Below are 24,025 nucleotides of genomic sequence, written 5' to 3'. Positions count from 1 at the left end.
CAGGAACCTTGCCTGATAAATAGTGTTGCTGTCCGACAGGCCGATCCGCTCGTCTGGAAGGATTCCGGCATGCCCGCATCTCCGAGCACAGCCCGGGCCATCAACGACCGACACGCCCTGGAACTGCTCCAGCACGAGGGTCCGTTGACGGCAGGACAGCTGAAGACCATGACCGGCCTGTCCCGGCCCACCGTCGCCGATCTCGTCGACAGGCTCCAGGGATCGGGCCTCATCCAGGTGGTCGGCGAGGCGGGCGCGCAGCGGCGCGGACCGAACGCCAGGCTCTACGGAATCGTCGCCGACCGTGCGCACCTCGCCGCACTCGACGTGCGAACCCAGAGCGTGACCGTCGTTGTCACCGACCTCCTCGGCGCCCGGCTCGCCGAGGCCTCCTTGCCCATCGGTGGCGACGTGGACCCCGGGCCCACGGTCGACCGGGCCGCCGCCCTGGTGGAAAGAACGGCGGCCGGCGCCGGCGCCACCCGTCTGCACAGCGTCTGCATCGGCGCGCCCGGCCTCGTCGACCCCACCGACGGCGAACTCCGCACCACCACCGGCCTCCCCGCCTGGCACCGCATGCTCGTCGCGGCCCTCCAGGACCGGCTGCCCGCCCGAGTGATCGTCGAGAACGAGACCAACCTCGCGGCCTTCGCCGAACAGCGCCTCGGCGCGGCGCGTGGCCGCGACACCTTCGCCTACCTCTGGCTCGGACACGGCATCGGCGCGGGCATCTTCCTCGACGGCCGGCTGCGCAGAGGGGCGTCCGGCGGCGCGGGCGAGATCGGCTTCCTGCCGGTGCCGGGAACGGCGGCCATGCCCTCCGCGGTCGACTGCGGAGGCGGCTTCCACTCGCTGGCCGGGTCGGCGGCGATCTGCGCGCTGGGGGAGGAGTACGGGATCGCCGGCGCCCCCAGGACACCGGAGCCGCCCGCCGCGGGCGTCGTCAGGGCGGCCGTGGCCGGGAGTCGTGACGACTTCCTCGACGCCCTCGCCCACCGCCTCGCCATCGGTGCGGCAGCGGTCGCCTCGGTGCTGGACCCGGGGTTCGTCGTCCTCGGTGGAGAGGTCGGGCATGCGGGGGGCGAGGCTCTGGCGTCGTGCGTGGAAGAGCGGTTGACGGAGATCTCACCGCTGCGCACGGATGTCCGGGCGGGGGCGCTGGGCGGAGAGGCGGTACTGAGCGGGGCGTTGCTGACGGCGGGGGAGGCGGCGCGGGGGGAACTGTTCGCGGCGACGGGGTGACGGGTGGGCGGGGCTGCGACGTGCGCTGTTGGCGCGCCCCGAACCCCGCGACTCCCATACCGTGGGGCCGGGGCGTGCGCACTTGCCGGCGCTCCGCCCCGAAGCCGGCGACTCGAACGCCGACGGGGCCGGGTGGGCCCGTCGGCGGCGCCTGGGCAGCCCCGGTCCGTATGTGCTTGTGAGCCAGTCCACAGCAATCACCCGCATGGCCCAGCGGGAGACGTGGCACACTGGCCCTGTATCAGCAGCAGCGCACTCCGGGGTCGGTGCAATTCCGAACCGGCGGTTACAGTCCGCGACCCGTCCGCAGCCAGCGGCCGGTTGACCAGGTGAAATTCCTGGACCGACGGTTAAAGTCCGGATGGGAGGCAGTGCGCGGCGGGTGACACCGGCAGGTGTTCGCCGGCCGTCTGTCGGTCGCCGTTTCCACGGGCGGCCGTCGCATTCGGCGTAGGCGTCCCTAACCCTGGTGTTCTTCCGCTCTCTGTCGTCATCGACAGGCCCCGGAGTCCGTGCCCGAAGAGGCAGGAGGATCCGGTGGCCACCGCAGCCGACACCGACGCGATGCGTCGAGCGATCACGCTCGCCGCCCGCGGACTCGGCTCCACCAGCCCCAACCCGGTCGTCGGGTGCGTCATCACCGATGCCTCGGGACACGTCGTCGGCGAGGGCTACCACCAGCGCGCCGGCGGACCGCACGCCGAGATCCACGCCCTCCGAGCAGCCGGCGGCCTCGCCCGTGCCGGCACCGCGTACGTCACCCTCGAGCCCTGCAACCACACCGGCCGCACCGGCCCCTGTGCCCAGGCCCTGATCGAGGCCGGTGTCGCCCGCGTCGTGTACGCGGTCGGCGACCCGAGCCCGCAGGCCACCGGCGGCGCGGACACGCTGCGCGCGGCCGGCGTCGAGGTCGGTCACGGTCTGCTGGAGGAAGAGGCCGAAGCCGGCAACATCGCCTGGCTCACCTCCGCGCGCCTCGGCCGCCCGTACGTCACCTGGAAGTACGCCGCCACCCTCGACGGCCGCATCGCGGCCGCGGACGGCAGCAGCCGCTGGATCAGCTCTCCCGAGTCCCGTGCCGACGTCCACCGGCTGCGCGCCGAGTCCGACGCGGTCGTGGTCGGCTCCGGCACGATGCGTTCCGACGACCCCCATCTCGCGGCCCGCGGCATCGAAGGCGCCGCCCAGCCGCTGCGCGTCGTCGTCGACACCGAGGCCGCCGCGGTGCGGCCCGGTGCCCGGGTCCTGGACGACGCGGCCGACACCGTGGTCGTCGTCGCCGACGACCTCGAGCCCGAGGAGTTCACCCGGACCGGAGCCCGCGAGGTGTGGACCCTGAAGCGCGGATCTCGCGGGATCGACGTCCCGGAGCTCCTCCGCGCCCTGCACGAGAGCGGAATCCGCTCCGTACTCCTCGAAGGCGGCCCGACCCTCGCCGGATCCTTCGTCGCCGCCGGCGCCGTCGACCGCGTCATCGGCTACATCGCCCCCGTACTCCTCGGCGCGGGCCCCGCCGCCCTCGCCGACGCCGGAATCACCACCATCACCGAAGCGTTGCGGCTCGACGTGACACAGACCGTCCGCATCGGCCCCGACCTGCGCGTCACCGCGACCGTCCCCAAGGGAGCTTGAGTGTTCACCGGAATCGTCGAAGAACTGGGTGAGGTCACCGCCGTCGAGGACCTCGGCGACTCGTCCCGCTTCCGCCTGCGCGGCCCGATCGTCACCGAGGACGCGAAGCACGGCGACTCCATCGCCGTCAACGGCGTGTGCCTGACCGTCGTCGAGTCCGGCGACGGCGAGTTCACCGCCGACGTGATGGCGGAGACGCTGAAGCGCTCCAGCCTCGGCGCGCTGCGGCCGGGCTCCCGGGTCAACCTCGAGCGCCCCACCGCCGTCGGCGCACGGCTCGGCGGCCACATCGTCCAGGGCCACGTCGACGGCACAGGCACCGTCATCGAGCGCACCCCCTCGGAGAACTGGGAGATCGTCAGGATCTCGCTGCCCTCCGGGCTCGCTCGATACGTTGTCGAGAAGGGCTCGATCACGGTTGACGGCGTCAGCCTTACCGTGGTCGAAGCGGGACCTGACTCCTTCACGATCAGCCTCATCCCCACCACGCTCGCGCTGACCACGCTCGGCATCAAGCAGCCCGGCGACCCGGTCAACCTCGAGGTGGACGTCATCGCCAAGTACGTCGAGCGGCTGCTCGGCGCGAACGCCGAGGAGAGTGCGAAGTGAGCGCCGTGTCCTGGCTCAACTCCGAGGCTTTCACCGCCTTCGACCAGCACATCAAGTGGTCCGACATGATCGGCAACATCGTCGGTCTGGTCGCCCTCGCGCTCGGCTGGCGGCGCTCCATATGGACCTGGCCCGCCCAGTTCGTCTCCGGCGTCATCCTCTTCGTCGCCTTCGCCTCGTCCCATCTGACGGGTAGCGCCGGCAAGCAGGTCGTCGTGATGGCCGTCGCGGCCTGGGGCTACTGGCAGTGGACCCGCGGCCGGCAGCAGGCGCAGGACGGCTCGATCGCCGTCAGGTTCGCGACCTGGCGCGAGCGCGGCTACCTGCTGGGCGGCGCCGTTGTCGGAACCCTCGCCGTCGGCGGCCTGTTCACCCTGTACCCGTCGCTGTCGTGGGACCCGTGGCCCGACGCGTACATCTTCGTCGGCACCCTCGTCGCCATGTTCGCCCAGGCGCGCGGCATGGTCGAGTTCTGGTTCGCCTGGCTGCTCGTCGACCTGGTCGGCGTCCCGCTCAACTTCGCCAACGGATTCGCCTTCTCCGGCTTCGTCTACGTCGTCTACGGCGCGCTCGTCCTGTGGGGCCTGCGCGACTGGTGGCTGCGCTCCCGGACGAGCGCCGAGCCCACCCTGGAAGGAGCGGCAGCATGACCGCCCGCCCGTCATCCCCCACCCTGCCCGAGGCGCTGCGCGCCGCCCCTGTGCATCAGACCTGGTACTCCACCGACAGCGTCGAGGACCTCTCGCTCGACCCCGTCGAGCAGGCCGTCCGTGACATCGCCGCCGGCCGGCCGGTCGTGGTCGTCGACGACGAGGACCGGGAGAACGAGGGCGACCTCGTCATCGCCGCGGAGAAGGCCACGCCCGAGGTCGTCGCGTTCATGATGAGCGAGTGCCGCGGCCTGATCTGCGCCCCCATGGAGAACGACGAGCTGGAGCGGCTCGAACTGCCCCAGATGGTCGGCCGCAACACCGAGTCGATGCAGACCGCCTTCACCGTCTCCGTCGACGCCGGACCCGCCTACGGCGTCACCACCGGCATCTCCGCCGCCGACCGCGCCACCACCCTCCAGTTGCTGGCCGGCGGCCGGACGGGCCCCGCCGACTTCGTACGGCCCGGCCACGTCTTCCCACTGCGCGCGAAGCCCGGCGGCGTTCTCACCCGCCCCGGACACACCGAGGCCGCCGTCGACCTCGCCCGCCTCGCGGGACTGCGCCCGGCCGGCGCGATCGTGGAGATCGCCGGCGAGGACGGCGTGATGCTGCGACTGCCCGAACTGGTCCCGTTCGCCCGCAAGCACGGTCTGACGATCATCTCCATCGAGGACCTGATCGCCTACCGCCGCAGCTCCGAGCCGACCGTCAAGCGCGAGGCCGAGGTCCACCTGCCCACCTCCGCCGGAGAGTTCACGGCCTTCGGATACCGCTCGACCGTCGACGGAATCGAGCATGTCGCGCTGGTTCACGGCGACATCGGCGACGGCGAGGACGTCCTGGTGCGCGTCCACTCCGAATGCCTCACCGGCGACATCTTCCACTCGCTGCGCTGCGACTGCGGCCCGCAGCTCAACGCCTCCATGGAGCGCATCGCGGAGGCCGGCCGCGGAATCGTCGTCTACCTGCGTGGCCACGAGGGCCGGGGCATCGGCCTGCTGTCCAAGCTGCGCGCGTACGAGCTCCAGGAGCGCGGCCGGGACACCCTCGACGCCAACCTCGAACTCGGCCTGCCCGCCGACGCCCGCGACTACGGCGCCGGCGCGCAGATTCTCGAGGACCTCGGGGTGCGCAGCGTGCGGCTGATGACCAACAACCCCGACAAGTCCGCCGCCCTCGTCAGGCACGGCATCACCGTCCTCGGACGCGAGTCGATGCCCGTCCAGGCCGGCGAACACAACCTCCGGTACCTGCGCACCAAGCGCGACCGGATGGGCCACGACCTGCCCTGGCTCGACGCGGCCACCGCGACGACCTGCGGCAACCAGTAGTTCCGCGGCAACCAGTAGTTCCGCGCGACCGGCAAGACGGGTTCCGCGCGGCCGGCAAGACACACACGGCTAGTACGGCTAGGAGAACCATGAGCGGCAAGGGTGCGCCCGAACTGTCCGTCCGCAACTGCGGCGACCTGCGGGTGGCGGTGATCGCGGCCCAGTGGCACGAGAAGGTCATGGACGGCCTCGTCGACGGCGCCCTGCGCGCACTGCACGAGCTCGGCATCGACGAGCCGACGCTGCTGCGCGTGCCCGGCAGTTTTGAGCTGCCCGTCGTCGCCAAGGTGCTGGCGGGCCGCGGCTACGACGCGATCGTCGCCCTCGGCGTCGTCATCCGCGGCGGCACACCCCACTTCGAGTACGTGTGCCAGGGCGTCACCCAGGGGCTGACCCAGGTCTCCGTCGACACCGGCGTCCCCATCGGCTTCGGCGTGCTGACCTGTGACACCGAGGAGCAGGCGCTCGACCGGGCCGGAATCGAGGGGTCGAACGAGGACAAGGGCCATGAGGCCGTCACGGCGGCCGTGGCCACGGCGACCATCCTGCGTTCAGTATCCGAACCCTGGCGCTGAACAGCGGCCACTTCCGCGTAGTCTGGGACCACCATGTCCAATAAGACGTTCGAGGAGCTCTTCGCCGAGCTCCAGCAGAAGGCCGCCGAAGGCGACCCCGCCACCTCCCGCACCGCCGAGCTGGTGGGCAAGGGTGTCCATGCCATCGGCAAGAAGGTCGTCGAAGAGGCCGCCGAGGTGTGGATGGCCGCCGAGTACGAGGGCAAGGACGCCGCCGCGGAGGAGATCTCCCAGCTGCTGTACCACGTCCAGGTGATGATGGTCGCGCGGGGCATCTCCCTCGACGACGTCTACGCCCACCTCTAGCCGCCCGCCTCTTCCGTAGTCACCCGTCACACGAACAAAGGAAGCCCGTCTCATGCTGCGCATCGCCGTCCCCAACAAGGGTTCACTGTCCGGACCTGCGTCGGCGATGCTCCATGAGGCCGGCTACCAGCAGCGCAAGGAGTCGAAGGAGCTCGTCCTCGTCGACCCCGAGAACGAGGTCGAGTTCTTCTACCTGCGCCCGCGTGACATCGCGATCTACGTGAGCTCCGGCAAGCTCGACATCGGCATCACCGGCCGCGACCTGCTGCTCGACTCCGGAGCGAACGCCGAGGAGATCCTCCAGCTCGGCTTCGCCCGCTCCACCTTCCGCTACGCCACCAAGCCCGGCACCGCGAAGGGCGTCGAGGAATTCGGCGGCATGACGATCGCCACCTCCTACGAGGGCATCGTCGCCAAGCACCTCGCCGACAACGGCATCGACGCCTCCGTCGTCCACCTCGACGGCGCCGTCGAGACGGCCATCGAGCTCGGCGTCGCCCAGGTCATCGCCGACGTCGTCGAGACCGGCACCAGCCTTCGCAACGCCGGCCTCGAGGTCATCGGCGAGCCGATCATGACCTCCGAGGCGGTCGTCATCCGGCGCACCGGCGCCGACCCCGAGCACGCCCAGGTGCAGCAGTTCCTGCGCCGCCTCCAGGGCGTCCTCGTCGCCCGCAGCTACGTGATGATGGACTACGACTGCCGCGTCGAGAACCTCGAGCAGGCCGTCGCCCTGACCCCGGGCCTCGAGTCCCCGACGATCTCACCCCTGCACCACGAGGGCTGGGTCGCGGTGCGTTCCATGGTCGCCGCCAAGGAGGCCCAGCGGATCATGGACGACCTGTACGCCCTCGGCGCGCGGGCCATCCTCACCACGGCCATCCACGCCTGCCGCCTCTGAGGACGCCCGACCATGTCCACCACCCCGCAGCCGCCTCCCGCCCTCCCCGTCACGTTCCGGCCGACCCGTACCCGGATCGTCCTGCTGACCGTGGGCGTCGCCATGTTCACCGTGGTCACCGCGATGTCCATGCTCCTCGACCGGCTCAGCCCGCCCGAGCGGATCAGCTTCGTCTTCACGGCGCTGCTCTTCTTCGGTGTGCTCGTGCTGCTGAGCCGGCCCAAAGTCGTCGCCGACGACGACGGGGTGACCGTCGTCAACCTCACCCGTACGCGCCGGCTGGCGTGGGCGCAGATCCTGCGGGTGAATCTGCGGTCCGGCGACCCATGGGTGTTCCTCGACCTCAGCGACGGCACGAGCCTGCCGGTGCTGGGCATCCAGCCGGGCATCGCCAAGGCCCGCGCGATCGACGACGCCCGCTCGCTGCGTGCCCTCGCGGAGGCGCGTGGCACCCGCCCGGACGCACCCTGACCGGCATTGCCCCTGCCTCCCCGGCCGTGGCTTGATTACTCTGGTGCGCGGCGGCGCCGAGTGCGCCCCGCCCCGCACCACGCGGCCCCGAGGCCGGCGGGGGACCCTGCGACCCGAGGAGTGACTCCCTCCAGCAATGGACGGATCGTCCGGTAGTACCTGCGCCGCCCTCTCCCAGGAGGCGGCGGCATGATCATCCCGCTTCTGCTGCTCGCCGCAGCGTTTCTTCTCATCCTGGCCAACGGCTTCTTCGTAGCCGCCGAGTTCGGGCTCGTCACGGTGGAGCGCCCGGACGCCGAGCGCGCCGCGGCCGAGGGCGACCGCCACGCCCGACGCGTCGTCACGGCGCTGCGCGAGCTGTCCTTCCAGCTCTCCGGCACGCAACTCGGCATCACCATCACCTCGCTCGTCGTGGGCATGCTCGCGCAGCCCGCTCTCGCCGGTCTGCTCGACGGGCCGCTGGCCGCGACCGGGCTGCCCGAAGGGGCTGTGCCCGGGGTCGCGGTGGCCATCGGCATGCTGCTGGCCTCGGCCGTCCAGATGGTGATCGGCGAACTGGTCCCCAAGAACTGGGCGGTGTCCAGGCCGCTCCAGGTGGCCCGCTTCGTCGCCGGCCCGCAGACCGCCTTCTCGGCCGTCTTCCGCCCGGTCATCACCCTGTTGAACGCGGCCGCCAACCGTCTCGTACGGCTGACCGGCATCGAGCCCGCGGAGGAGCTGGCGTCCGCCCGCACCCCCGGCGAGCTGGTGGCACTGGCCCGCCACTCGGCGCGGGCCGGTGCGCTGGAACAGGACACCGCCGACCTGTTCGTGCGGACCCTGGCCCTCGGGCATCTGGCCGCGCAGCATGTGATGACCCCTCGGGTGAAGGTGAGTGCCCTGCAGACGGGCGCCACCGCGGCCGACGTCCTCAACCTCACCCGCGCCACGGGGCTGTCCCGCTTCCCCGTCTACCGGGAGCGCATCGACGAGATCGTCGGGATGGTGCATCTGAAAGACGCACTCGCCGTTCGCTCACAGGAGCGCAGCAGGGTCCGCGTCGAACAGATCGCCGTCGCCCCGCTCCTGGTGCCGGAGACCCTTCCGGTCCAGCAGCTGCTGGAGCGGCTGCGCAGCGAACAGCCCATAGCCGTCGTCGTCGACGAGTACGGGGGCACGGCCGGTGTCGTCACCCTCGAGGACATCGTCGAGGAAATCGTCGGCGAGGTCCGCGACGAGCACGACGCGGAGGCGGACGCCCGGCCCGAGCTGGCACCTGTCGGCTCCGAGGACGGACGGCCCGCGTGGGAGGCCGACGGCAGCTGCCGTGTGCTGACCCTGCGCCGCATAGGCCTCGATGTGCCGGACGGACCGTACGAGACGGTCGCCGGCCTCGTCGCCGATCTGCTCGGACGCATCCCCGCCCCCGGCGACCGCGCCGAACTGCCCGGCTGGCGGCTGTCGGTGCGCCAGGTGGGCCGCTACCGTGCCGAGCGGGTGCGCCTGGTGCGCACCGCCGACGTCCCGGTGCTGACGGGCCCGGTCGCGGGGACGGTCCGATGAGCGCCCTGCAACTGCTGTTCGCCCTTCTGCTGGTCCTGGCGAACGGTTTCTTCGTCGGCGCCGAGTTCGCCCTCGTGTCGGTACGCCGCAGCCAGATCGAACCGCTCGCGGCACAGGGCTCGTCGCGGGCCCGCCGGGTGCTGCACGGTCTGGAGAACCTGCCGCAGATGATGGCGGCCGCCCAGTTCGGCATCACCGTCTGCTCCCTCACCCTCGGTGCGGTCGCCGAACCGACCGTGGCCCGCCTGCTGGAGCCCGTCTTCCACGCGGCCCACGTGCCGGAGGGGCTCGTCCATCCGCTGGGCTATGTGATCGCCCTGGCCGTCGTCGTCTTCCTGCACCTCGTCGTCGGCGAGATGCTGCCGAAGAACCTGGCCATGGCGGCGCCGGAGCGGACCGCCTTGTGGCTCAGCCCCGCACTGGTCGGCTTCGCCCGGCTCTGCCGGCCCGTCACCACCGGCCTCGGCGCCTGCGCCCGGCTGGTGCTGCGCGCCTTCGGGGTGGAACCGAAGGACGAGGTGGAGGCCGTCTTCACCAGCGTGCAGCTGGGCCGGCTGGTGGAGGACGCGGGCCAGGCGGGGCTGCTGGAGCCCGCCGAGCAGGAGCGGCTCGAGGACGCACTCGAGCTGGGCAGCCGCCCGGTCACCGACGTCCTGATCCCGCGCTCGGCGCTGGTCACCGTCGCTCCGTCGGTCACCCCGCGACAGATCGAGGAGTGCACGGTCCGCACCGGCTACTCCCGCTTCCCGGTCTGCGCCGAGGGCGGCGGCCCGTTCATGGGGTACCTGCATGTGAAGGACGTGCTGGACCTCGAGGACGGGGAGCGCGCCGTGCCCCAGCACGTCTGGCGCCCGATGGCGACCCTGCGCGCCGAACTGCCGCTGGACGACGCGCTCGCCGTCATGCGCCGGGCGGCGACCCATCTGGCGCAGGTCGCCGACGCGTCGGGCCGGGTGCTCGGCCTGGTCGCGCTGGAGGACGTACTGGAGTTGCTGGTCGGCGAGGTGCGCGATCCGGCCCACCGGGTCGGCGTGCCGAGGACGCCGCGCCCCGTTCCCGCCGCCGAGCCCGTCCTCGCCGACCCGGCTTCCTCCGAGGCGCTCGTGAACGGCTGACCGCTCGCAGGGATCAGCCGAGGGGAGGATCCGTCGGGCCCCGGCCCACCGGACCGCGGCCCGACAGGACCTCCCCGTACGCCTGCATCAGGTCGGGCAGCCGCAGGGTGGCGAGGTCCTCGCGGGTCGGCGGGCCCGGGTAACCGGTCAGCCGCAGATCACGGTAGGCGCAGCTCTTCTCGTACAGCGTGCGCAGGAAGCGTCCGTTGCCCAGCTCGTCGATCCACCCCTGGTCGACCACATGCGCGCTGATCGAGCGGAGCTCGTCCCGCGCCTCCTCGTCCCACACGTCGCCGTTGTCCGCCGCCAGCACCCCGCCGATGGCGGTCAGCTCGAGCGGCCGGTAGGAGGGGAAGTCGACGCGTGTGGTGAAGCGGGAGGACAGTCCCGGGTTCGTGGCGAGCAGCCGGTCCATGCCCTCCGGGTAGCCGGCCAGGATGACGACCAGATGGTCGCGGTTGTCCTCGGCGCGCTTGAGCAGCACCTGCAGCGCCTCGTCGCCGTACGCGTCGCCCTTGCTGTAGCCGGAGTTGGAGAGGCTGTAGGCCTCGTCCACGAAGAGCACCCCGCCCAGCGCCGAGTCGATCAGCTCATTGGCCTTCACCGCCGTCTGACCGAGGAACTCACCGACCAGGTCGGACCGTTGGGCCTCCACCAGATGATCGCCGCCGAGCAGCCCCAGGGCGTAGAACACCCGCCCGAGGATGCGGGCGACGGTTGTCTTGCCCGTGCCGGAGGGTCCCGAGAAGACGAAGTGGCGCTTCGGCGGCTGTACGGGCAGCCCCTGCCCCGCCCGCAGCCGCGCCATCTCCAGCTGCGCGGACAGGGCCTTCACCTGCCGCTTCACCGGCTCGAGCCCCACCATCCGCTCCAGCTCCGCCAGTGCTCCGGCCAGCAGCACCGGATCGGTGGGCCCGGCGGGGAACGGCGGGGGAGCGGACCGCTCCGGGACGGCCGGCTTGCGCCGTCGTCCCTCGGCCGGCGCCGTCGGTGCGCCCCCCGGCAGCTGCCCGCCAAGATCACCTCCGAGGCGAGGCTCCGGGAGCGGCGGCGGGTCCTTGTCCAGCTGGGAGTCGGCGGTGTCGCCGGCGAACCCGCCGAGGGCCACGGCGGCCAGGCCCATCGAGTCGTCGTAGCCGTCGATCCCGTCGTACTCGGCGATGGCCGCCAGCCGCGCGGACGTGTCCATGAAAGCCGGGTCGATACGGTGCACCGCGCGGTACAGCGGCAGTGCCGCCGCGCTGCGGCCGGTGCCCTCGTGCGCCCGCGCCAGCCAGTACCGCAGCTCCTTGCGCTGCGGCTGCTCGCTGCGGCAGCGCATCAGGGCGGCGGACAGCAGCGGTTCCGCCTGCCCGTACATCTCCAGCCGCACCCGCGCCATGCCGCCGAAGAGCCCGGCCTCGACACCCAGCAGCGGATCGTCGACCAGCGGCTCCGTGTGGCGTACGAGCTGCTCCCAGTCCTTGACCAGGTAGGCCCGGCAGGCGTGCAGGAACCGTACCTGCGGATCGGTGTCGACGGGCGGCAGCGCGGCGAGCGCCCGGTCGAGCTCGGGCACATGCCGGCCGTCGAGCCAGTGGGAGGCGTGCGCGAGCAGCAGGTCGCGCGGGCTCTCCAGCACGGGCTGCACCCACCACCCCAGCCAGTACCAGGAGTTGAGGGTGCGGCGGTGCCGGGTCCGCTGCTCGCCGAAGCGGTCGCGATTGCGGTACATGTGCAGCAGGGCGGTGGCCGTGTCGACGCGCAGGGCGTGCAGGCCCAGCCAGCCGTCCGCCATGCCGGGGTCGAGCCCGACGGCCGTGCGGAACTCCTCCTCGGCCTGCGGGTACGCGCCCATCGTGCAGGCGTCCACGCCACGCACCCAGGCGAGGTCCGCCGGCGTCCGTACGCCCTGCGTGCCGATGTCCATAGGGTCCCCCCACTTCCCCCCACAAACGGTGCACCAGTGATGTCGCGCCGGTGGACGCCGCGATCGCGGCCGGAACGGCCTTGCCACGGAAGGGAATTGACCCTCCCCCTACGACCTGACGGTCATGGGGGGTGCCCACAGGGGTGCATCGTACCTGCGCTGGGGGCGGCGTTTAAGAGCGCCGTGACGCCCCGGCAACGGTGACCCAGGGTGAGGGAAAAGGCGTCGCGAAGGGGCCGGCGACGAGGAAAAGGGGCAGAACGAAGCCCCCGATCACGGGGGAACAACCGGGGGCTTCGCGTCTGCGGCGGCTTCGGAAAGCCGCACATTGAGAACGTAAGACCTGTCCGCCCCGTCGGTCAAGCAGGGTTGAGGCACTCTTGAGCCAGAATTCCGACTGTTCAGTATGCCGGGGGAGAGCCCTCACCGTGAGTGATTGAGTGGTGTGAACGTGCAGTCTCTGAGGGCTTCGGGAGCCACTTGTATCCCTCGGGGCACTCACGTATCAGTGCATCCGCGAACGGGCGGGACGGATCAGCCGAGAAATGGCGTGTCTCCGCCGCCGTCCACCCGTCCCAGAAGGCGGAGAGCGCCGCGCCGTCGCGTGCCCTGCCCCGGGCCCAGGACTCCTGTGCGCCCCGGTCCATCCACAGCAGCGCCGCAAGATACGGGCGCAGCGCGCGCCGTCCGGCGCCGACTCCCTCGACCAGTACGACGGGCGCCGCGGTCAGCCCGCGCGGGGGGAGGAAGCGCCGCAGATTCCAGTCGTACGGGTGATACTCCGCGTCCCGGCCGGCCGTCAGCGGACCGATCACCTGGCTCAACGCCCGCTCCGTCCAGCCGAACAGCTCCTCGTGGGAGGCCAGATCGTCGAGATGCAGCACCGGTACGTTGCCGCCGAGCGCCTCGGCGAGCCGGCCCGTGAACGTGCTCTTGCCCGAACCCGCGTGGCCGTCCACGGCGACCAGTCGCACCGGGCCGCAGGAGGGCGCCAGCGCGCGCAGCCCGGCTGCCCGCCGGTCGAGGTCGTCCATGGGGCCACCCTAAGGGGCCGCCGGACGGCGGCGCAGGCCCGGCCCGCGTCCGGCCCTGTGCGGCGCCGCAGGTCATGCCACTGGACCAGACCAATATTGGCCCGGCGACGCGAGGCGAATCGCTGGCAGAAGCGCGTTCCGCTCCGGGATAGTTGGCCCACTGCCGCGCATCCGACTTGGGGGTCACATGGCCAGACCTGCTTCGCGCAGAACCGTACTGGGCGCCGCGATCGCGGCGGCCGCCACCGCGGGGACGCTGTCCTCCGCGGCCGGACCGGCCGCGGCGGCGAGCTGCGCGGCCGCGGACTGCGAGACCGCTCCCCGGGCCCGGCGCTCCGGGACGTTCGTCGACAACCGCTTCTGGTCCTCCTACACGGACTGGCGGTGCGGCGAGCGGGCCGGCACCACCGCCGTCGCCGGTCGCCGCCCCGGCGTTGCCATCGCGACGCCCGCCGGGACCACGGACTACACGGACCCGCACACCGGAGCGACCTCGCGCTGGGAGTACGCCACCTGGACCTCCCCGGTGCACCGCCCGAGCGTCCCCGCCACCGAGGTGATCGCTTCCTGGAACGCGCAGACGCCCGCGGGCACCTGGATTCAGGTCGAGCTGCACGGCGAGTACTCCGACGGCAGCGCCACCCCGTGGTTCGTCATGGGCCGCTGGGCGGCCGGCGACAAGGACATCCGCCGCACCTCGGTGGACGACCAGGGCGACGGCAGGGCGAGCATCTGGACCGACACGTTCTCCGTCGACGACGCCGCGAGCGGACTGCGCCTGGCCGCATACCGCCTGCGGCTCACTCTGTACCGCAGGCCGGGGACCCGGCTCACGCCCACGGTGTGGCGGCTCGGCGCCATGGCCTCCGACGTCCCGGACCGCTTCGGCGTCACCCCGTCCGCCCCGGGCCTGGCGCGTGAGCTGCCCGTGCCGCGGTACTCCCAGAACACGCACGTGGGCCAGTACCCGGAGTACGACAACGGCGGCGAGGCGTGGTGCAGCCCCACGTCGTCGCAGATGATCATCGAGTACTGGGGGCGCAAGCCCTCCGCCGGCGATCTGGCCTGGGTGAACCCCGACTTCGACGATCCGCAGGTCTGCCATGCGGCCCGCCACACCTTCGACTACCAGTACGAGGGCTGCGGCAACTGGCCGTTCAACGCCGCCTACGCCGCGACCTACCGCGACATGAGCGCCGTCGTCACCCGGCTCTCCTCGCTGACCGACCTGGAGACGCTGGTTGCGGCCGGAATCCCGGCCATAACGTCCCAGTCGTTCCTCAAGGAAGAGCTCACGGGGGCCGGCTACGGCACATCGGGCCATCTGATGACGGTGATCGGCTTCACCGCGGACGGCGACGTGATCGCGAACGATCCGGCGTCCCCCAGCAACGAGGCCGTGCGCCGCGTCTACCAGCGCGCCGAGTGGGAGAAGATCTGGCTGCGCACGAAGCGCTACAACGCGAGCGGGAAAGTGGTCTCGGGCACAGGAGGCGTCTGCTACCTGTACTGGCCCGCCTTCCCGACGTCCGCCCAGCGCAAGGCCCTCGCGGCGGTCGGCGTCCTCTGACGCGACCGGCGGCCCCGGGGGCAGTGACCAACGTCTCTACCCCCGGGGCCGGAACTGCTGGCACTGTGGTGTGGTCACGGGGGAGCCACCTGCCAGACGACCGAGCGAGACGCACCATGACTTCGACCGCAGCCACGGCCGACCGAGTCCGGCCCACGACCCGCACCGGCGGCCCGGACGACGAGTCCGACATCCTCGAGCACATCCTCGGCTGGACGCTCGTCGTCGTCCTCGCCATGCTGATCACCCAGGTCGGCCTCTTCTAGCCTCTTGCCTCCGGCCCCACGACAGTGGGGCAGCGGCGACTGCGGCGTGATCCACCTCTGAGATACTGCGAAGATCCGGCACGGTCCTCCGGCACTCGAGACCAGGGATCACCTTGAGCAGCAGTCACCAGCGCGGCGCGACCGAGCGGGCGCAGATCCGGCGATCCGAACTCATCGCGATCGGCCGGAAGTTGTTCGCCGACACCTCGTACGACGCCCTGTCCGTCGACGACATCGCCCAGCACGCCGGCATCGCCAAAGGGCTGATCTACTACTACTTCAAGAGCAAACGCGGCTACTACCTGGCCGTCATCGAGGAGTCGGTGGCCGAGCTCGTCACCCGGGCCGCCGGCGAGCGGCAGCTGCCGCGCGCCGAACGCGTACACCGCACTGTCGACGGCTATCTGTGCTACGCCGAGCACCACCAGGCGGCCTTCCGCACCATCGTCACAGGTGGTGTCGGTTTCGACACCGAGGTGCAGGCGATCCGGGACGCGGTGCGCGAAGAGCTGATCGCGACCATCGCGGAAGGCGCGTACGGACGGCGGGAGATCCCGCTGATGGCCAGGCTCGCTCTGCTGGGCTGGCTCAGCGGCGTCGAACAGATCACCCTCGACTGGCTGGCCCGCCGGCGGCCGGATCGTGAGGCGGTCTGCGCGCTGCTCGTGCGTCTGCTGCGCGCCACGTTGCGCACGATCGCGGAGTTCGAGCCCACTTGCCCGGAGCCGCCGCCCGCCGCCGAACCGGCCGCTGTGCCGCTGACCGTATGAACGAGGGGCGGGCGCCCGTCGGCTGCCCGCCCCTGATTGCCTCTCGGTAGAGATCAGTTGATCGCCTTGATCAGCTCTCCGTCCGAAGTGTCACCGCTGAGCTCCCAGAAGAAGGTGCCGCCCAGGCCCTGTTCGTTCTTGTAGTTCATCTTCCCGGCGATGGCGGCCGGAGTGTCGTAGCTCCACCACTGGTTGCCGCAGTGCGCGTACGCGGTGCCGGCCACCGTCCCGTTTGCCGGGCACCTGGACTTGAGCTCCTTGTAGTCGTCGATGCCCTGCTCGTGCCTGCCCGGCGCCGGCCCGGTCGCCGTGCCGCCGGGCTCCTTCTGCGTCACCCCGGTCCAGCCGCGCCCGTAGAAGCCGATCCCGAGCAGCAGCTTCGACGAAGGGATGCCGAGGCCCTTGAGCTTGGTGATCGCGGCGTCGCTGTGGAAGCCCTCCTGAGGAATGCCGGAGTACGAGGTCAGCGGCGAGTGCGGGGCGGTCGGCCCCTGAGCTGCCCAGGCGCCGAAGAAGTCGTACGTCATGGGGTTGTACCAGTCGATGTACTGGGCGGCTCCCGCGTAGTCCGTCGCGTCGATCTTGCCGCCGTCGGTGGCGTCGGCGGTGATCGCCGCCGTCACGAGATTGGAGTCGCCGAACTTGGCCCGCAGCGCGGACATCAGGTTCTTGAAGGCGTCACGCCCGCTGGTGTCGCAGCTCGCTCCGCAGGCGTTGGGGTACTCCCAGTCGATGTCGATGCCGTCGAAGACGTCCGCCCAGCGGGGGTCCTCGACCAGGTCGTAGCAGGACTGGGCGAAGGCGGCCGGGTTACGCGCCGCCTCGCCGAAGCCGCCGGACCAGGTCCAGCCGCCGAACGACCACAGCACCTTGAGGTCGGGGTGGAGCTTCTTCAGCTTCCGCAGCTGGTTGAAACTGCCGCGCAGCGGCTGGTCCCAGGTGTCCGCGACGCCGTCGACGCTCTGGCCGGCGGTGTAGGACTTCTCGTAGTCGGCGAAGGCGTCGCCGACGGCGCACTTGCCGCCGGTCACGTTGCCGAAGGCGTAGTTGATGTGGGTGAGCTTGTCGGCGGACCCGGAGGTCTCGATGTTCTTGACGTGGTAGTTGCGGTCGTACACGCCCCATTCGGTGAAGTAGCCGATCACCTTGTCGCCGGCGGCGGGGGCTGTCGCCGGCCGGGCGGCGGGGGAGGGTGCCTGGGCGGACGCGGTTCCCGCGCCGGTGAGCAGGGTCGCGCCGAGGACCGCGGTACACGTGGTGGCGAGAAACGCCCTGAACCGGGCACGGCGGTGGTGTGCTCCGAGCATGGTGTCTCCTCGTGGGGGAGGGAGAACGGGTGGGGGGACGAGCGGTCGGCAGACCGCAGTGTTTGGCATGGACGCGTCCATGCGCTCGCGATGCGTAGACGGTAGGAGGACTAGACCAGTTGGTCAATGGTTCGGACCAAGTGCGACGAGTTCTGGATCACGTTCACGGCCTGCGGGCGACCTGGTGACGGGACCCGCCGAATCGGGCATACTCAACGCGCCACAAGCCGCTGTCCAGCGTCTTTCGTGATCCGGAAGGCAGCATCGGCATGGCAGTACGACCGGCGGCACGCCCACACCCTTCGTGCGTGACCGTCGCAGCGCCCGACAGGGAGGAGAGCGCCGCAATGCCCGACCGCGCCCCGCAGCCGGTGGACCGTCAGCTGCCCACCGAGGAGGCCAGGGATCTGATCACCCTGGTCCGCGACATCGTCCAGCGGGAGATCGCCCCCCGCGCGGCCGAGGAGGAGGACGCCGGGCACTTCCCCCGCGAGGTCTTCTCGCTCCTGTCCGACTCCGGACTGCTCGGCCTTCCCTACGACTCCGAGTTCGGCGGCGGGGACCAGCCCTACGAGGTCTACCTCCAGGTCCTGGAGGAGCTCGCCGCGGCCCGCCTCACCGTCGGTCTCGGCGTGAGCGTCCACTCCCTCGCCTGTCATGCGCTGGCCGGCTACGGCACCAAGGAGCAGCAGGCCGAGCATCTGCCGACGATGCTCGGCGGCGGCCTGCTCGGTGCCTACTGCCTCTCCGAGCCCGCCTCCGGCTCCGACGCCGCCTCCCTGCGTACGAAGGCGGTGCGCGACGGCGACGACTGGGTGATCACCGGTACCAAGGCCTGGATCACCCACGGCGGGGTCGCCGACTTCTACACGGTCCTGGCCCGCACCGGCGTCGACGGCCCGCGCGGCATCACGGCCTTCCTGGTTCCGGGCGACGCGCAGGGTCTGAACGCCGCGGCGCCCGAGAAGAAGATGGGCATGAAGGGCTCGCCCACCGCCCAGCTCCACTTCGACGGGGTGCGGATCGCGGACTCCCGCCGTCTCGGCGAGGAGGGGCAGGGCTTCGCCATCGCGCTCTCCGCCCTCGACTCCGGCCGGCTCGGCATCGCCGCCTGCGCCATCGGCGTCGCCCAGGCCTCCCTGGACGCTGCGCTCGAATACGCCACGGGACGCAGGCAGTTCGGTCGCCCCATCGCCGACTTCCAGGGACTGCGCTTCATGCTCGCCGACATGGCCACCCGGATCGAGGCGGGACGGGCGCTGTATCTCGCCGCGGCCCGGTTGAGGGACGCCGGCAAGCCGTTCTCGCAGCAGGCCGCCATGGCGAAACTGTTCTGCACGGACACGGCGATGAGCGTCGCCATCGACGCGGTTCAGGTCCTCGGCGGCTACGGCTACACCCAGGACTTCCCCGTCGAGCGCTTCATGCGCGAGGCCAAGGTGCTGCAGATCGTGGAAGGCACCAACCAGATCCAGCGGATGGTCATCGCACGGCACCTGGCCGGGCCTGAGACGCGCTGACCCGCCCGCTCGTGACCGGAGGCGCCGCGAGTCTGATCCATTCGGTATCGCGGCGTCCCGGCAGGGTTCTGCCCCGGCTCGCCCAGAGCTGGAGGAGCTCACGGTAGATGGGTGGGTCGGCCGGTCGCGGAACCGATTCTTCATAGGCGGGCACAACAAGGCGCCGCCGACTACGCGTGGTCGCGGAGTGCAGGCTCATGCCCCGCCAACGCGCGGCGCACGGAAGCGGTTACCGGTTGAACTATTCGAGCGCCAGTGCACGGACTACACGGTCCGCGGCCCGGTCCTGATGGCCGGGCGCGACGCGGCGGTCCCCACGCCACGGCGCACTCCGGCTCGCCGACCCCGTCACGAAGATCCGGATGTCCGAAGACGCGGGTCTGCCAGGGAAACGGGCCTGTCAGGCGGCGCGCCGCATCGGCGGCACCTTCAGCGGCCGCGACCCCGGGCCGCCGACGTGCGAGAAGGGCTGAGTGCGCCAGTCCAGTCCCTGAGGGAGCGTCAACAGCAGTGCGGTGTCCTGCTCCTGCAGTTCCAGGGAATCGTCGGCCGGGCGGGCCGAGGAGGCGTCCCGGCCGGTCCCGGAGCACACCGTCAGCCCGAACGGGTTCCACGGAGTGGGGCACAGCGCGTGCTCCGGCAGGACGGCCTCGTCCGCCAGCAGCGCGATCGGCTGCGCACAGTCCGGGCAGATCACCCGGTACATCTCGAAGGTGTCGTACGCCTCCAGATCGTCCGTCTCCGCCAGATCGGCCGGATCAACAGGCTCCGGTTCGGTACGTCCGCCGTTCTTGGACGGCACAGTCTTGGCGCTCTGCATGGAGAATCTCCCCCTCGGATGGGCCGTCAGGCACTTGCGGCCTCGACCACAGCAAGCAATGCCCATCGCGCCGGACAGGTAACCGTGGGGTCACGGCACAGCCGCCGGGCAAACCTGTGGCGTTCGTCACATGGTCTGTGCAGGTGCCCTTCCGGGCCGTCGCGGACTGTGCCGGAAGCCACCTGGGGCAATAGGTTGATCCGCATGGAGGAGCTGGATCGTCAGATCGTGGATTTGCTCGTCAAGGACGGGCGGATGAGCTACACCGACCTGGGCAAGGCCACCGGCCTGTCCACCTCGGCGGTGCATCAGCGCGTTCGCCGTCTCGAGCAGCGGGGCGTGATCCGCGGTTACGCCGCGGTCGTCGATCCCGAGGCGGTCGGGCTGCCGCTCACCGCGTTCATCTCGGTGAAGCCGTTCGACCCCAGTGCCCCCGACGACATCGCGGACCGGCTCGCCGGCGTCCCCGAGATCGAGGCGTGCCACAGCGTCGCGGGCGACGAGAACTACATCCTCAAGGTGCGCGTCGGCACCCCGCTGGAGCTGGAGGACCTGCTCACCCGCATCCGCTCCCTGTCCGGTGTCTCCACCCGCACCACGGTCGTCCTCTCCACCCCGTACGAAGCACGCCCGCCGCGTATCTAGTCTTGGTCCCATGACCGAGAGCACCGCCCCCCAGAGCGAACATCGCACCGTGCTGCTGCGCGGTGGAGAAGTCCACAGCCCCGCCGACCCCTTCGCCACCGCGATGGTCGTCGAGAAGGGGCACGTCGCCTGGGTGGGCTCCGAGGGCGCCGCTGACGCATTCGCCTCCGGTGTCGACGAGGTGATCGACCTCGAAGGGGCCCTGGTCACCCCGGCGTTCACCGACGCGCACGTCCACACCACGTCGACCGGACTCGCCCTCACCGGCCTCGATCTCTCCCGCGCCGCCTCCCTGGCACAGGCCCTGCGTCTCGTGCGGGAGCACGGCGCCGCGCACCCCGCCGACCAGGTGCTCCTCGGCCACGGCTGGGACGCGACCCGCTGGCCCGAGCAGCGGCCCCCGAGCCGCGCGGAGCTCGACGAGGCGGCCGGCGGCCGCGCCTTGTACCTGCCGCGCGTCGACGTCCACTCGGCGGTCGTCACCACCGCCCTGCTCGACCTCGTTCCCGGCGTCACCACTCTCGCCGGTTACCACCCCGACGCTCCCCTGACGGCCGCCGCCCACCACGCCGTGCGGGCCGCCGCCCACGCGGCCGTCACCCCCGCGCAGCGGACGGCGGCCCAGCGTGCGGCACTGGCCCACGCCGCCTCCCTCGGCATCGGCACCGTCCACGAGTGCGGCGGCCCCCAGATCTCCGACGAGGACGACTTCACCTCCCTCCTGGCGCTCGCGGCGGCACAGCCCGGCCCTCGTGTCGTCGGCTACTGGGCCGAACAGGTCGCCGACGAGAAGGACGCCACACGCATCCGTGAACTCGGCGCCGCGGGCGCGGCGGGCGACCTGTTCGTCGACGGATCCCTCGGCTCGCACACCGCGTGTCTGCACGCCCCCTACACCGATGCACCCGGCACGAGCGGGAGCGCCCATCTCGACGCGGCGGCGGTCGCGGCCCATGTCGCCGCGTGCACGGAGGCGGGTCTTCAGGCCGGTTTCCACGCCATCGGCGATGCCGCCCTGAGCGCGGTCGTCGACGGCGTGCGCACAGCCGCCGAGCGGGTCGGCCTGGCCCGTGTCCGCGCTGCGAGGCACCGGATCGAGCACGCCGAGATGCTCACACCCGAGACGATCGCCGCCTTCGCCGAGTTCGGCCTCACCGCTTCCGTGCAGCCCGCCTTCGACGCGGCCTGGGGCGGTGACGACGGCATGTACGCCCAGCGCCTCGGTGCGGACCGGGCCCGCACCCTCAACCCGTACGCGACGCTGCTGCGCGCCGGTGTGCCGCTCGCCTTCGGCTCCGACAGCCCGGTGACACCTCTCGACCCGTGGGGCACCGTCCGGGCGGCCGCCTTCCACCGGACGCCCGAACACCGCATTTCCGCGCGTGCCGCCTTCACCGCCCACACGCGGGGCGGCTGGCGTGCCGTCGGCCGCGACGACGCGGGTGTGCTCGTGCCCGGCGCGCCGGCCGACTACGCGGTCTGGCGCACCGAGGAGTTGGTCGTCCAGGCCCCCGACGACCGGGTCGCGCGCTGGTCCACCGACCCCCGTTCCGGCACCCCTGGTCTGCCCGATCTCAGCCCGGGCAGGGAACTCCCCGTGTGCCTTGGGACCGTGGTCGCGGGACGGACCGTCTTCGCGGGACCGAACGGGTGACGTACGGACATTTCGCACCGCCGAAGGGTGCTCCCGCCGGTCGGCCACGACCTGCGGGTCTTCCCCTCTGACCTGGTAGTTCGGTTGATTGTCGCTGATCAGGCGACTGTTGACAGGCAGCGCCCACCGGCGGGTAGGTTCGGCCGGGTCCACCAAAGAACGTCCGATCGGCAACCTCCACGCAAGTCGTCGAACGCCGCTGGGTCATGGGGTGGTGTGCCGCACCGGCGCACCACCGCTGGGAGCCAGGTTCAGCGCCCGCGCCTCGGGGGCAAGGGAAGGAATCCGCCGGTCGGCAGGTGCGACCCGGGTGGGGCCCGGCGTTCAGTAGACAACGGCTCTCGGTCGACCCGCAGCCAGCGGGCCCCAGGTCGGCCCGAAGGACGCCGGGCCCGATCCGCTGCACCCGTCCGGCTGCCCCCGGTCCCGGATGGTCCGTGCCGCCGCAACGGCGCTCGTGTCTGTCGCTATGGTTGGGCTCTGCGTACGGACTTTAAGGGGCAGCAGTGAACGACGGTGGTGCGGTTCCCCAAGGCGGAGGGGCCCAGGGGAGGCGGTACGGTCCGCTCGGCAGAGCCTTGGTGATCATCCCGACCTACAACGAGGCCGAGAACATCCGGCCGATCGTCTCCCGGGTGCGCGCCGCCGTACCCGAGGCGCACGTCCTCGTCGCCGACGACAACAGCCCCGACGGCACCGGGAAGTTCGCCGACGAGATCGCCGCGCAGGACGAGCACGTTCACGTGCTGCACCGCAAGGGCAAGGAAGGCCTCGGCGCCGCCTACCTCGCGGGCTTCGAGTGGGGCATCGAGCACCACTACGGCGTGCTGGTCGAGATGGACGCCGACGGCTCCCACCAGCCGGAGGAACTGCCCCGACTGCTGACCGCCCTCAAGGGCGCCGACCTCGTACTCGGCTCCCGCTGGGTACCCGGCGGGCGGGTGGTCAACTGGCCGAAGCATCGCGAGTTCCTCTCCCGCGGAGGCAGCACGTACTCGCGGATGCTGCTCGGCGTACCGCTGCGGGACGTCACCGGAGGGTTCCGCGCCTTCCGCGCCGAGACCCTCCAGGGCCTCGGCCTCGGCGACGTCGCCTCCCAGGGCTACTGCTTCCAGGTCGACCTCGCCCGGCGGGCCGTGGCCGCCGGCTTCAACGTGGTCGAGGTCCCCATCACCTTCGTCGAGCGCGAACACGGCGACTCGAAGATGAGCAGGGACATCGTCGTCGAGGCGCTCTGGCGCGTCACCGCGTGGGGCGTGGGGGAGCGGGTGGGCCGCCTCACCGGCCGCAGGACGCCCCCGCCGAGCACTCACCGTTCTTCCTGACAACCCCTGTACGCCGCTCCGACAAACGCCCAGGCACACTGGGAGCATGACGACCGGCGCCCCGCCCCCCATCGCCCGTAAGCGCTCACGCGCACGCACGTTTCTCCCGCTGGGCATCGCCGCCTGGTTGATCCTGGAGATCTGGCTGCTGACCGTGGTGGCGTCCGAGGCCGGCGGTCTCGCCGTCCTCGGACTGCTGGTCGGCGCCGGGGTCCTGGGAGCCGTGGTGATCAAGCGCGCCGGGCGCCGGGCCTTCACGAACCTCCGGGAGACGCTCCAGCAGCAGCAGACGGGTCAGGGCGCGGCGCCCGCCGCCTCCCCGGCGCGGGGCGAGGGCAACGGCCTGCTGATGCTCGGCGGGCTCCTGCTGATGCTGCCGGGCCTGATCTCCGACGTGGCCGGGCTGCTGCTCCTGCTTCCGCCCGTGCGCACCCGGATCGGCCGGTTTGCCGAGCGCTCGCTGGAGCGGCAGATGAACGCCGCGATGGCCGGCGGCCTCGGCGACGCCTTCCAGCAGGCCCGGATGCGACACCCCGACGGCAAGGTCGTCCAGGGCGAGGTCGTCCACGAGGGCGGCGCGCAGCGTCGCGACGACAACCGGGACGACCGGCCCCGGCCGCCGTTGACGCCCTGACGCGGCGGCCGGCCCGTACGGGGGCCGGTTCCGGACCCTCCTCGTGCCGTTCGACGTTCAACGTCAGGCGGCACAGCAATCGCGGGGTTCGCGGCAACGCCCCGAACATGAGGCCTCGCCCGGGACGTGCGTCGAGAACCGTGTGCGCCGGAACATGACGAGAGCCGCGGGTCGGCCCACATCGAATGTGGGCC

The 24,025-nt window shown here is 71.5% G+C and carries 23 protein-coding genes and 1 riboswitch; of the genes, 19 read left to right on the top strand and 4 right to left on the bottom strand.

Annotation, left to right across the window (positions count from 1 at the left end; all coding sequences use genetic code 11):
- The first annotated feature begins 69 nt into the window (after positions 1-69).
- From ABZ070_RS08890 to ABZ070_RS08840, 11 genes are all read left to right on the top strand, one after another.
- On the top strand, positions 70-1,242 hold the full coding sequence (locus ABZ070_RS08890; protein WP_356631488.1) for an ROK family transcriptional regulator: 1,173 nt from the start codon (positions 70-72) through the stop codon (positions 1,240-1,242).
- A 248-nt stretch (positions 1,243-1,490) separates the two neighbouring features.
- Positions 1,491-1,621: riboswitch (FMN riboswitch) on the top strand.
- Between the two features lie 158 nt (positions 1,622-1,779).
- The gene (gene ribD, locus ABZ070_RS08885) at positions 1,780-2,874 is read left to right on the top strand and encodes a bifunctional diaminohydroxyphosphoribosylaminopyrimidine deaminase/5-amino-6-(5-phosphoribosylamino)uracil reductase RibD (RefSeq protein ID WP_356631486.1); all 1,095 of its coding nucleotides are present in this window, start codon (positions 1,780-1,782) and stop codon (positions 2,872-2,874) included.
- Positions 2,875-3,483: a riboflavin synthase gene (locus tag ABZ070_RS08880; protein ID WP_356631484.1), complete on the top strand. Its 609-nt coding sequence runs from the start codon at positions 2,875-2,877 to the stop codon at positions 3,481-3,483.
- Positions 3,480-4,133, top strand: coding sequence for a nicotinamide mononucleotide transporter family protein (locus tag ABZ070_RS08875; protein WP_356631482.1), 654 nt, complete (start codon positions 3,480-3,482; stop codon positions 4,131-4,133). The genes ABZ070_RS08880 and ABZ070_RS08875 overlap by 4 nt, the downstream gene beginning before the upstream one ends.
- A complete protein-coding gene (locus ABZ070_RS08870) occupies positions 4,130-5,467 on the top strand; it encodes a bifunctional 3,4-dihydroxy-2-butanone-4-phosphate synthase/GTP cyclohydrolase II (protein ID WP_356631480.1) in 1,338 nt (445 codons plus the stop codon). Before ABZ070_RS08875 ends, ABZ070_RS08870 begins: the two co-directional genes overlap by 4 nt.
- Positions 5,468-5,556: 89 nt before the next feature.
- Positions 5,557-6,042: a 6,7-dimethyl-8-ribityllumazine synthase gene (gene ribH / locus ABZ070_RS08865; protein WP_005319993.1), complete on the top strand. Its 486-nt coding sequence runs from the start codon at positions 5,557-5,559 to the stop codon at positions 6,040-6,042.
- Positions 6,043-6,075: 33 nt separating this feature from the next.
- Positions 6,076-6,348 (top strand): phosphoribosyl-ATP diphosphatase, encoded by a 273-nt coding sequence (locus ABZ070_RS08860; protein WP_356631478.1) that lies wholly within the window; start codon positions 6,076-6,078, stop codon positions 6,346-6,348.
- Positions 6,349-6,400: 52 nt separating this feature from the next.
- The gene (gene hisG, locus ABZ070_RS08855) at positions 6,401-7,249 is read left to right on the top strand and encodes an ATP phosphoribosyltransferase (RefSeq protein WP_356631476.1); all 849 of its coding nucleotides are present in this window, start codon (positions 6,401-6,403) and stop codon (positions 7,247-7,249) included.
- A 12-nt stretch (positions 7,250-7,261) separates the two neighbouring features.
- Entirely contained in the window at positions 7,262-7,720 is a 459-nt protein-coding gene (locus tag ABZ070_RS08850) for a PH domain-containing protein (RefSeq protein WP_356631474.1), read from the top strand.
- Between the two features lie 189 nt (positions 7,721-7,909).
- The gene (locus ABZ070_RS08845) at positions 7,910-9,262 is read left to right on the top strand and encodes a hemolysin family protein (RefSeq protein ID WP_356631472.1); all 1,353 of its coding nucleotides are present in this window, start codon (positions 7,910-7,912) and stop codon (positions 9,260-9,262) included.
- Positions 9,259-10,377, top strand: coding sequence for a hemolysin family protein (locus tag ABZ070_RS08840; RefSeq protein ID WP_356631470.1), 1,119 nt, complete (start codon positions 9,259-9,261; stop codon positions 10,375-10,377). The genes ABZ070_RS08845 and ABZ070_RS08840 overlap by 4 nt, the downstream gene beginning before the upstream one ends.
- 13 nt (positions 10,378-10,390) lie before the next feature.
- Here ABZ070_RS08840 and ABZ070_RS08835 read toward each other — a convergent pair whose 3' ends face one another.
- Together ABZ070_RS08835 and ABZ070_RS08830 are read right to left on the bottom strand one after the other, a co-directional pair.
- The gene (locus ABZ070_RS08835; protein ID WP_356631468.1) at positions 10,391-12,286 is read right to left on the bottom strand and encodes an AAA family ATPase; all 1,896 of its coding nucleotides are present in this window, start codon (positions 12,284-12,286) and stop codon (positions 10,391-10,393) included.
- Positions 12,287-12,687: 401 nt separating this feature from the next.
- Complete coding sequence (locus ABZ070_RS08830; protein ID WP_356631466.1) at positions 12,688-13,320, bottom strand: hypothetical protein; 633 nt, start codon at positions 13,318-13,320, stop codon at positions 12,688-12,690.
- Between the two features lie 187 nt (positions 13,321-13,507).
- On the opposite strand from ABZ070_RS08830, the gene ABZ070_RS08825 reads away from it, so the two are divergent.
- From ABZ070_RS08825 to ABZ070_RS08815, 3 genes are all read left to right on the top strand, one after another.
- On the top strand, positions 13,508-14,890 hold the full coding sequence (locus ABZ070_RS08825) for a peptidase C39 family protein (RefSeq protein WP_356631464.1): 1,383 nt from the start codon (positions 13,508-13,510) through the stop codon (positions 14,888-14,890).
- A 116-nt stretch (positions 14,891-15,006) separates the two neighbouring features.
- Positions 15,007-15,156 (top strand): SCO1431 family membrane protein, encoded by a 150-nt coding sequence (locus tag ABZ070_RS08820; protein WP_356631462.1) that lies wholly within the window; start codon positions 15,007-15,009, stop codon positions 15,154-15,156.
- A 113-nt stretch (positions 15,157-15,269) separates the two neighbouring features.
- Positions 15,270-15,926, top strand: coding sequence for a TetR/AcrR family transcriptional regulator (locus tag ABZ070_RS08815; RefSeq protein ID WP_356631460.1), 657 nt, complete (start codon positions 15,270-15,272; stop codon positions 15,924-15,926).
- 53 nt (positions 15,927-15,979) lie between these two features.
- On the opposite strand, the gene ABZ070_RS08810 is transcribed toward ABZ070_RS08815, so the two are convergent.
- Positions 15,980-17,233: a glycoside hydrolase family 18 protein gene (locus tag ABZ070_RS08810; RefSeq protein WP_356631458.1), complete on the bottom strand. Its 1,254-nt coding sequence runs from the start codon at positions 17,231-17,233 to the stop codon at positions 15,980-15,982.
- A gap of 347 nt (positions 17,234-17,580) precedes the next feature.
- Between ABZ070_RS08810 and ABZ070_RS08805 the strand changes: the two genes are divergently transcribed.
- Positions 17,581-18,753 carry an acyl-CoA dehydrogenase family protein gene (locus tag ABZ070_RS08805; RefSeq protein ID WP_356631526.1) on the top strand — a complete coding sequence of 391 codons (1,173 nt, stop codon included), beginning with the start codon at positions 17,581-17,583 and terminating at the stop codon, positions 18,751-18,753.
- Between the two features lie 400 nt (positions 18,754-19,153).
- On the opposite strand, the gene ABZ070_RS08800 is transcribed toward ABZ070_RS08805, so the two are convergent.
- On the bottom strand, positions 19,154-19,573 hold the full coding sequence (locus ABZ070_RS08800; protein WP_356631456.1) for a hypothetical protein: 420 nt from the start codon (positions 19,571-19,573) through the stop codon (positions 19,154-19,156).
- A 204-nt stretch (positions 19,574-19,777) separates the two neighbouring features.
- Here ABZ070_RS08800 and ABZ070_RS08795 point away from each other — a divergent pair, with 204 nt between their 5' ends.
- The 4 genes from ABZ070_RS08795 (at position 19,778) to fxsA (ending at position 23,831) form a co-directional block, all read left to right on the top strand.
- Positions 19,778-20,218 carry an Lrp/AsnC family transcriptional regulator gene (locus ABZ070_RS08795; RefSeq protein WP_356631454.1) on the top strand — a complete coding sequence of 147 codons (441 nt, stop codon included), beginning with the start codon at positions 19,778-19,780 and terminating at the stop codon, positions 20,216-20,218.
- A gap of 10 nt (positions 20,219-20,228) precedes the next feature.
- Positions 20,229-21,872 (top strand): amidohydrolase, encoded by a 1,644-nt coding sequence (locus tag ABZ070_RS08790; RefSeq protein WP_356631452.1) that lies wholly within the window; start codon positions 20,229-20,231, stop codon positions 21,870-21,872.
- 506 nt (positions 21,873-22,378) lie between these two features.
- Entirely contained in the window at positions 22,379-23,197 is an 819-nt protein-coding gene (locus ABZ070_RS08785; RefSeq protein WP_356631451.1) for a polyprenol monophosphomannose synthase, read from the top strand.
- Positions 23,198-23,243: 46 nt separating this feature from the next.
- The gene (fxsA, locus tag ABZ070_RS08780; protein WP_356631449.1) at positions 23,244-23,831 is read left to right on the top strand and encodes an FxsA family membrane protein; all 588 of its coding nucleotides are present in this window, start codon (positions 23,244-23,246) and stop codon (positions 23,829-23,831) included.
- Positions 23,832-24,025 lie beyond the last annotated feature (194 nt).

It is taken from the genome of Streptomyces sp. NPDC006283, from assembly GCF_040613325.1.
GTDB lineage: Bacteria > Actinomycetota > Actinomycetes > Streptomycetales > Streptomycetaceae > Streptomyces.
Note: the sequence above shows the minus strand (reverse complement) of the source record. Positions and strands in the feature narration are given on the sequence as shown.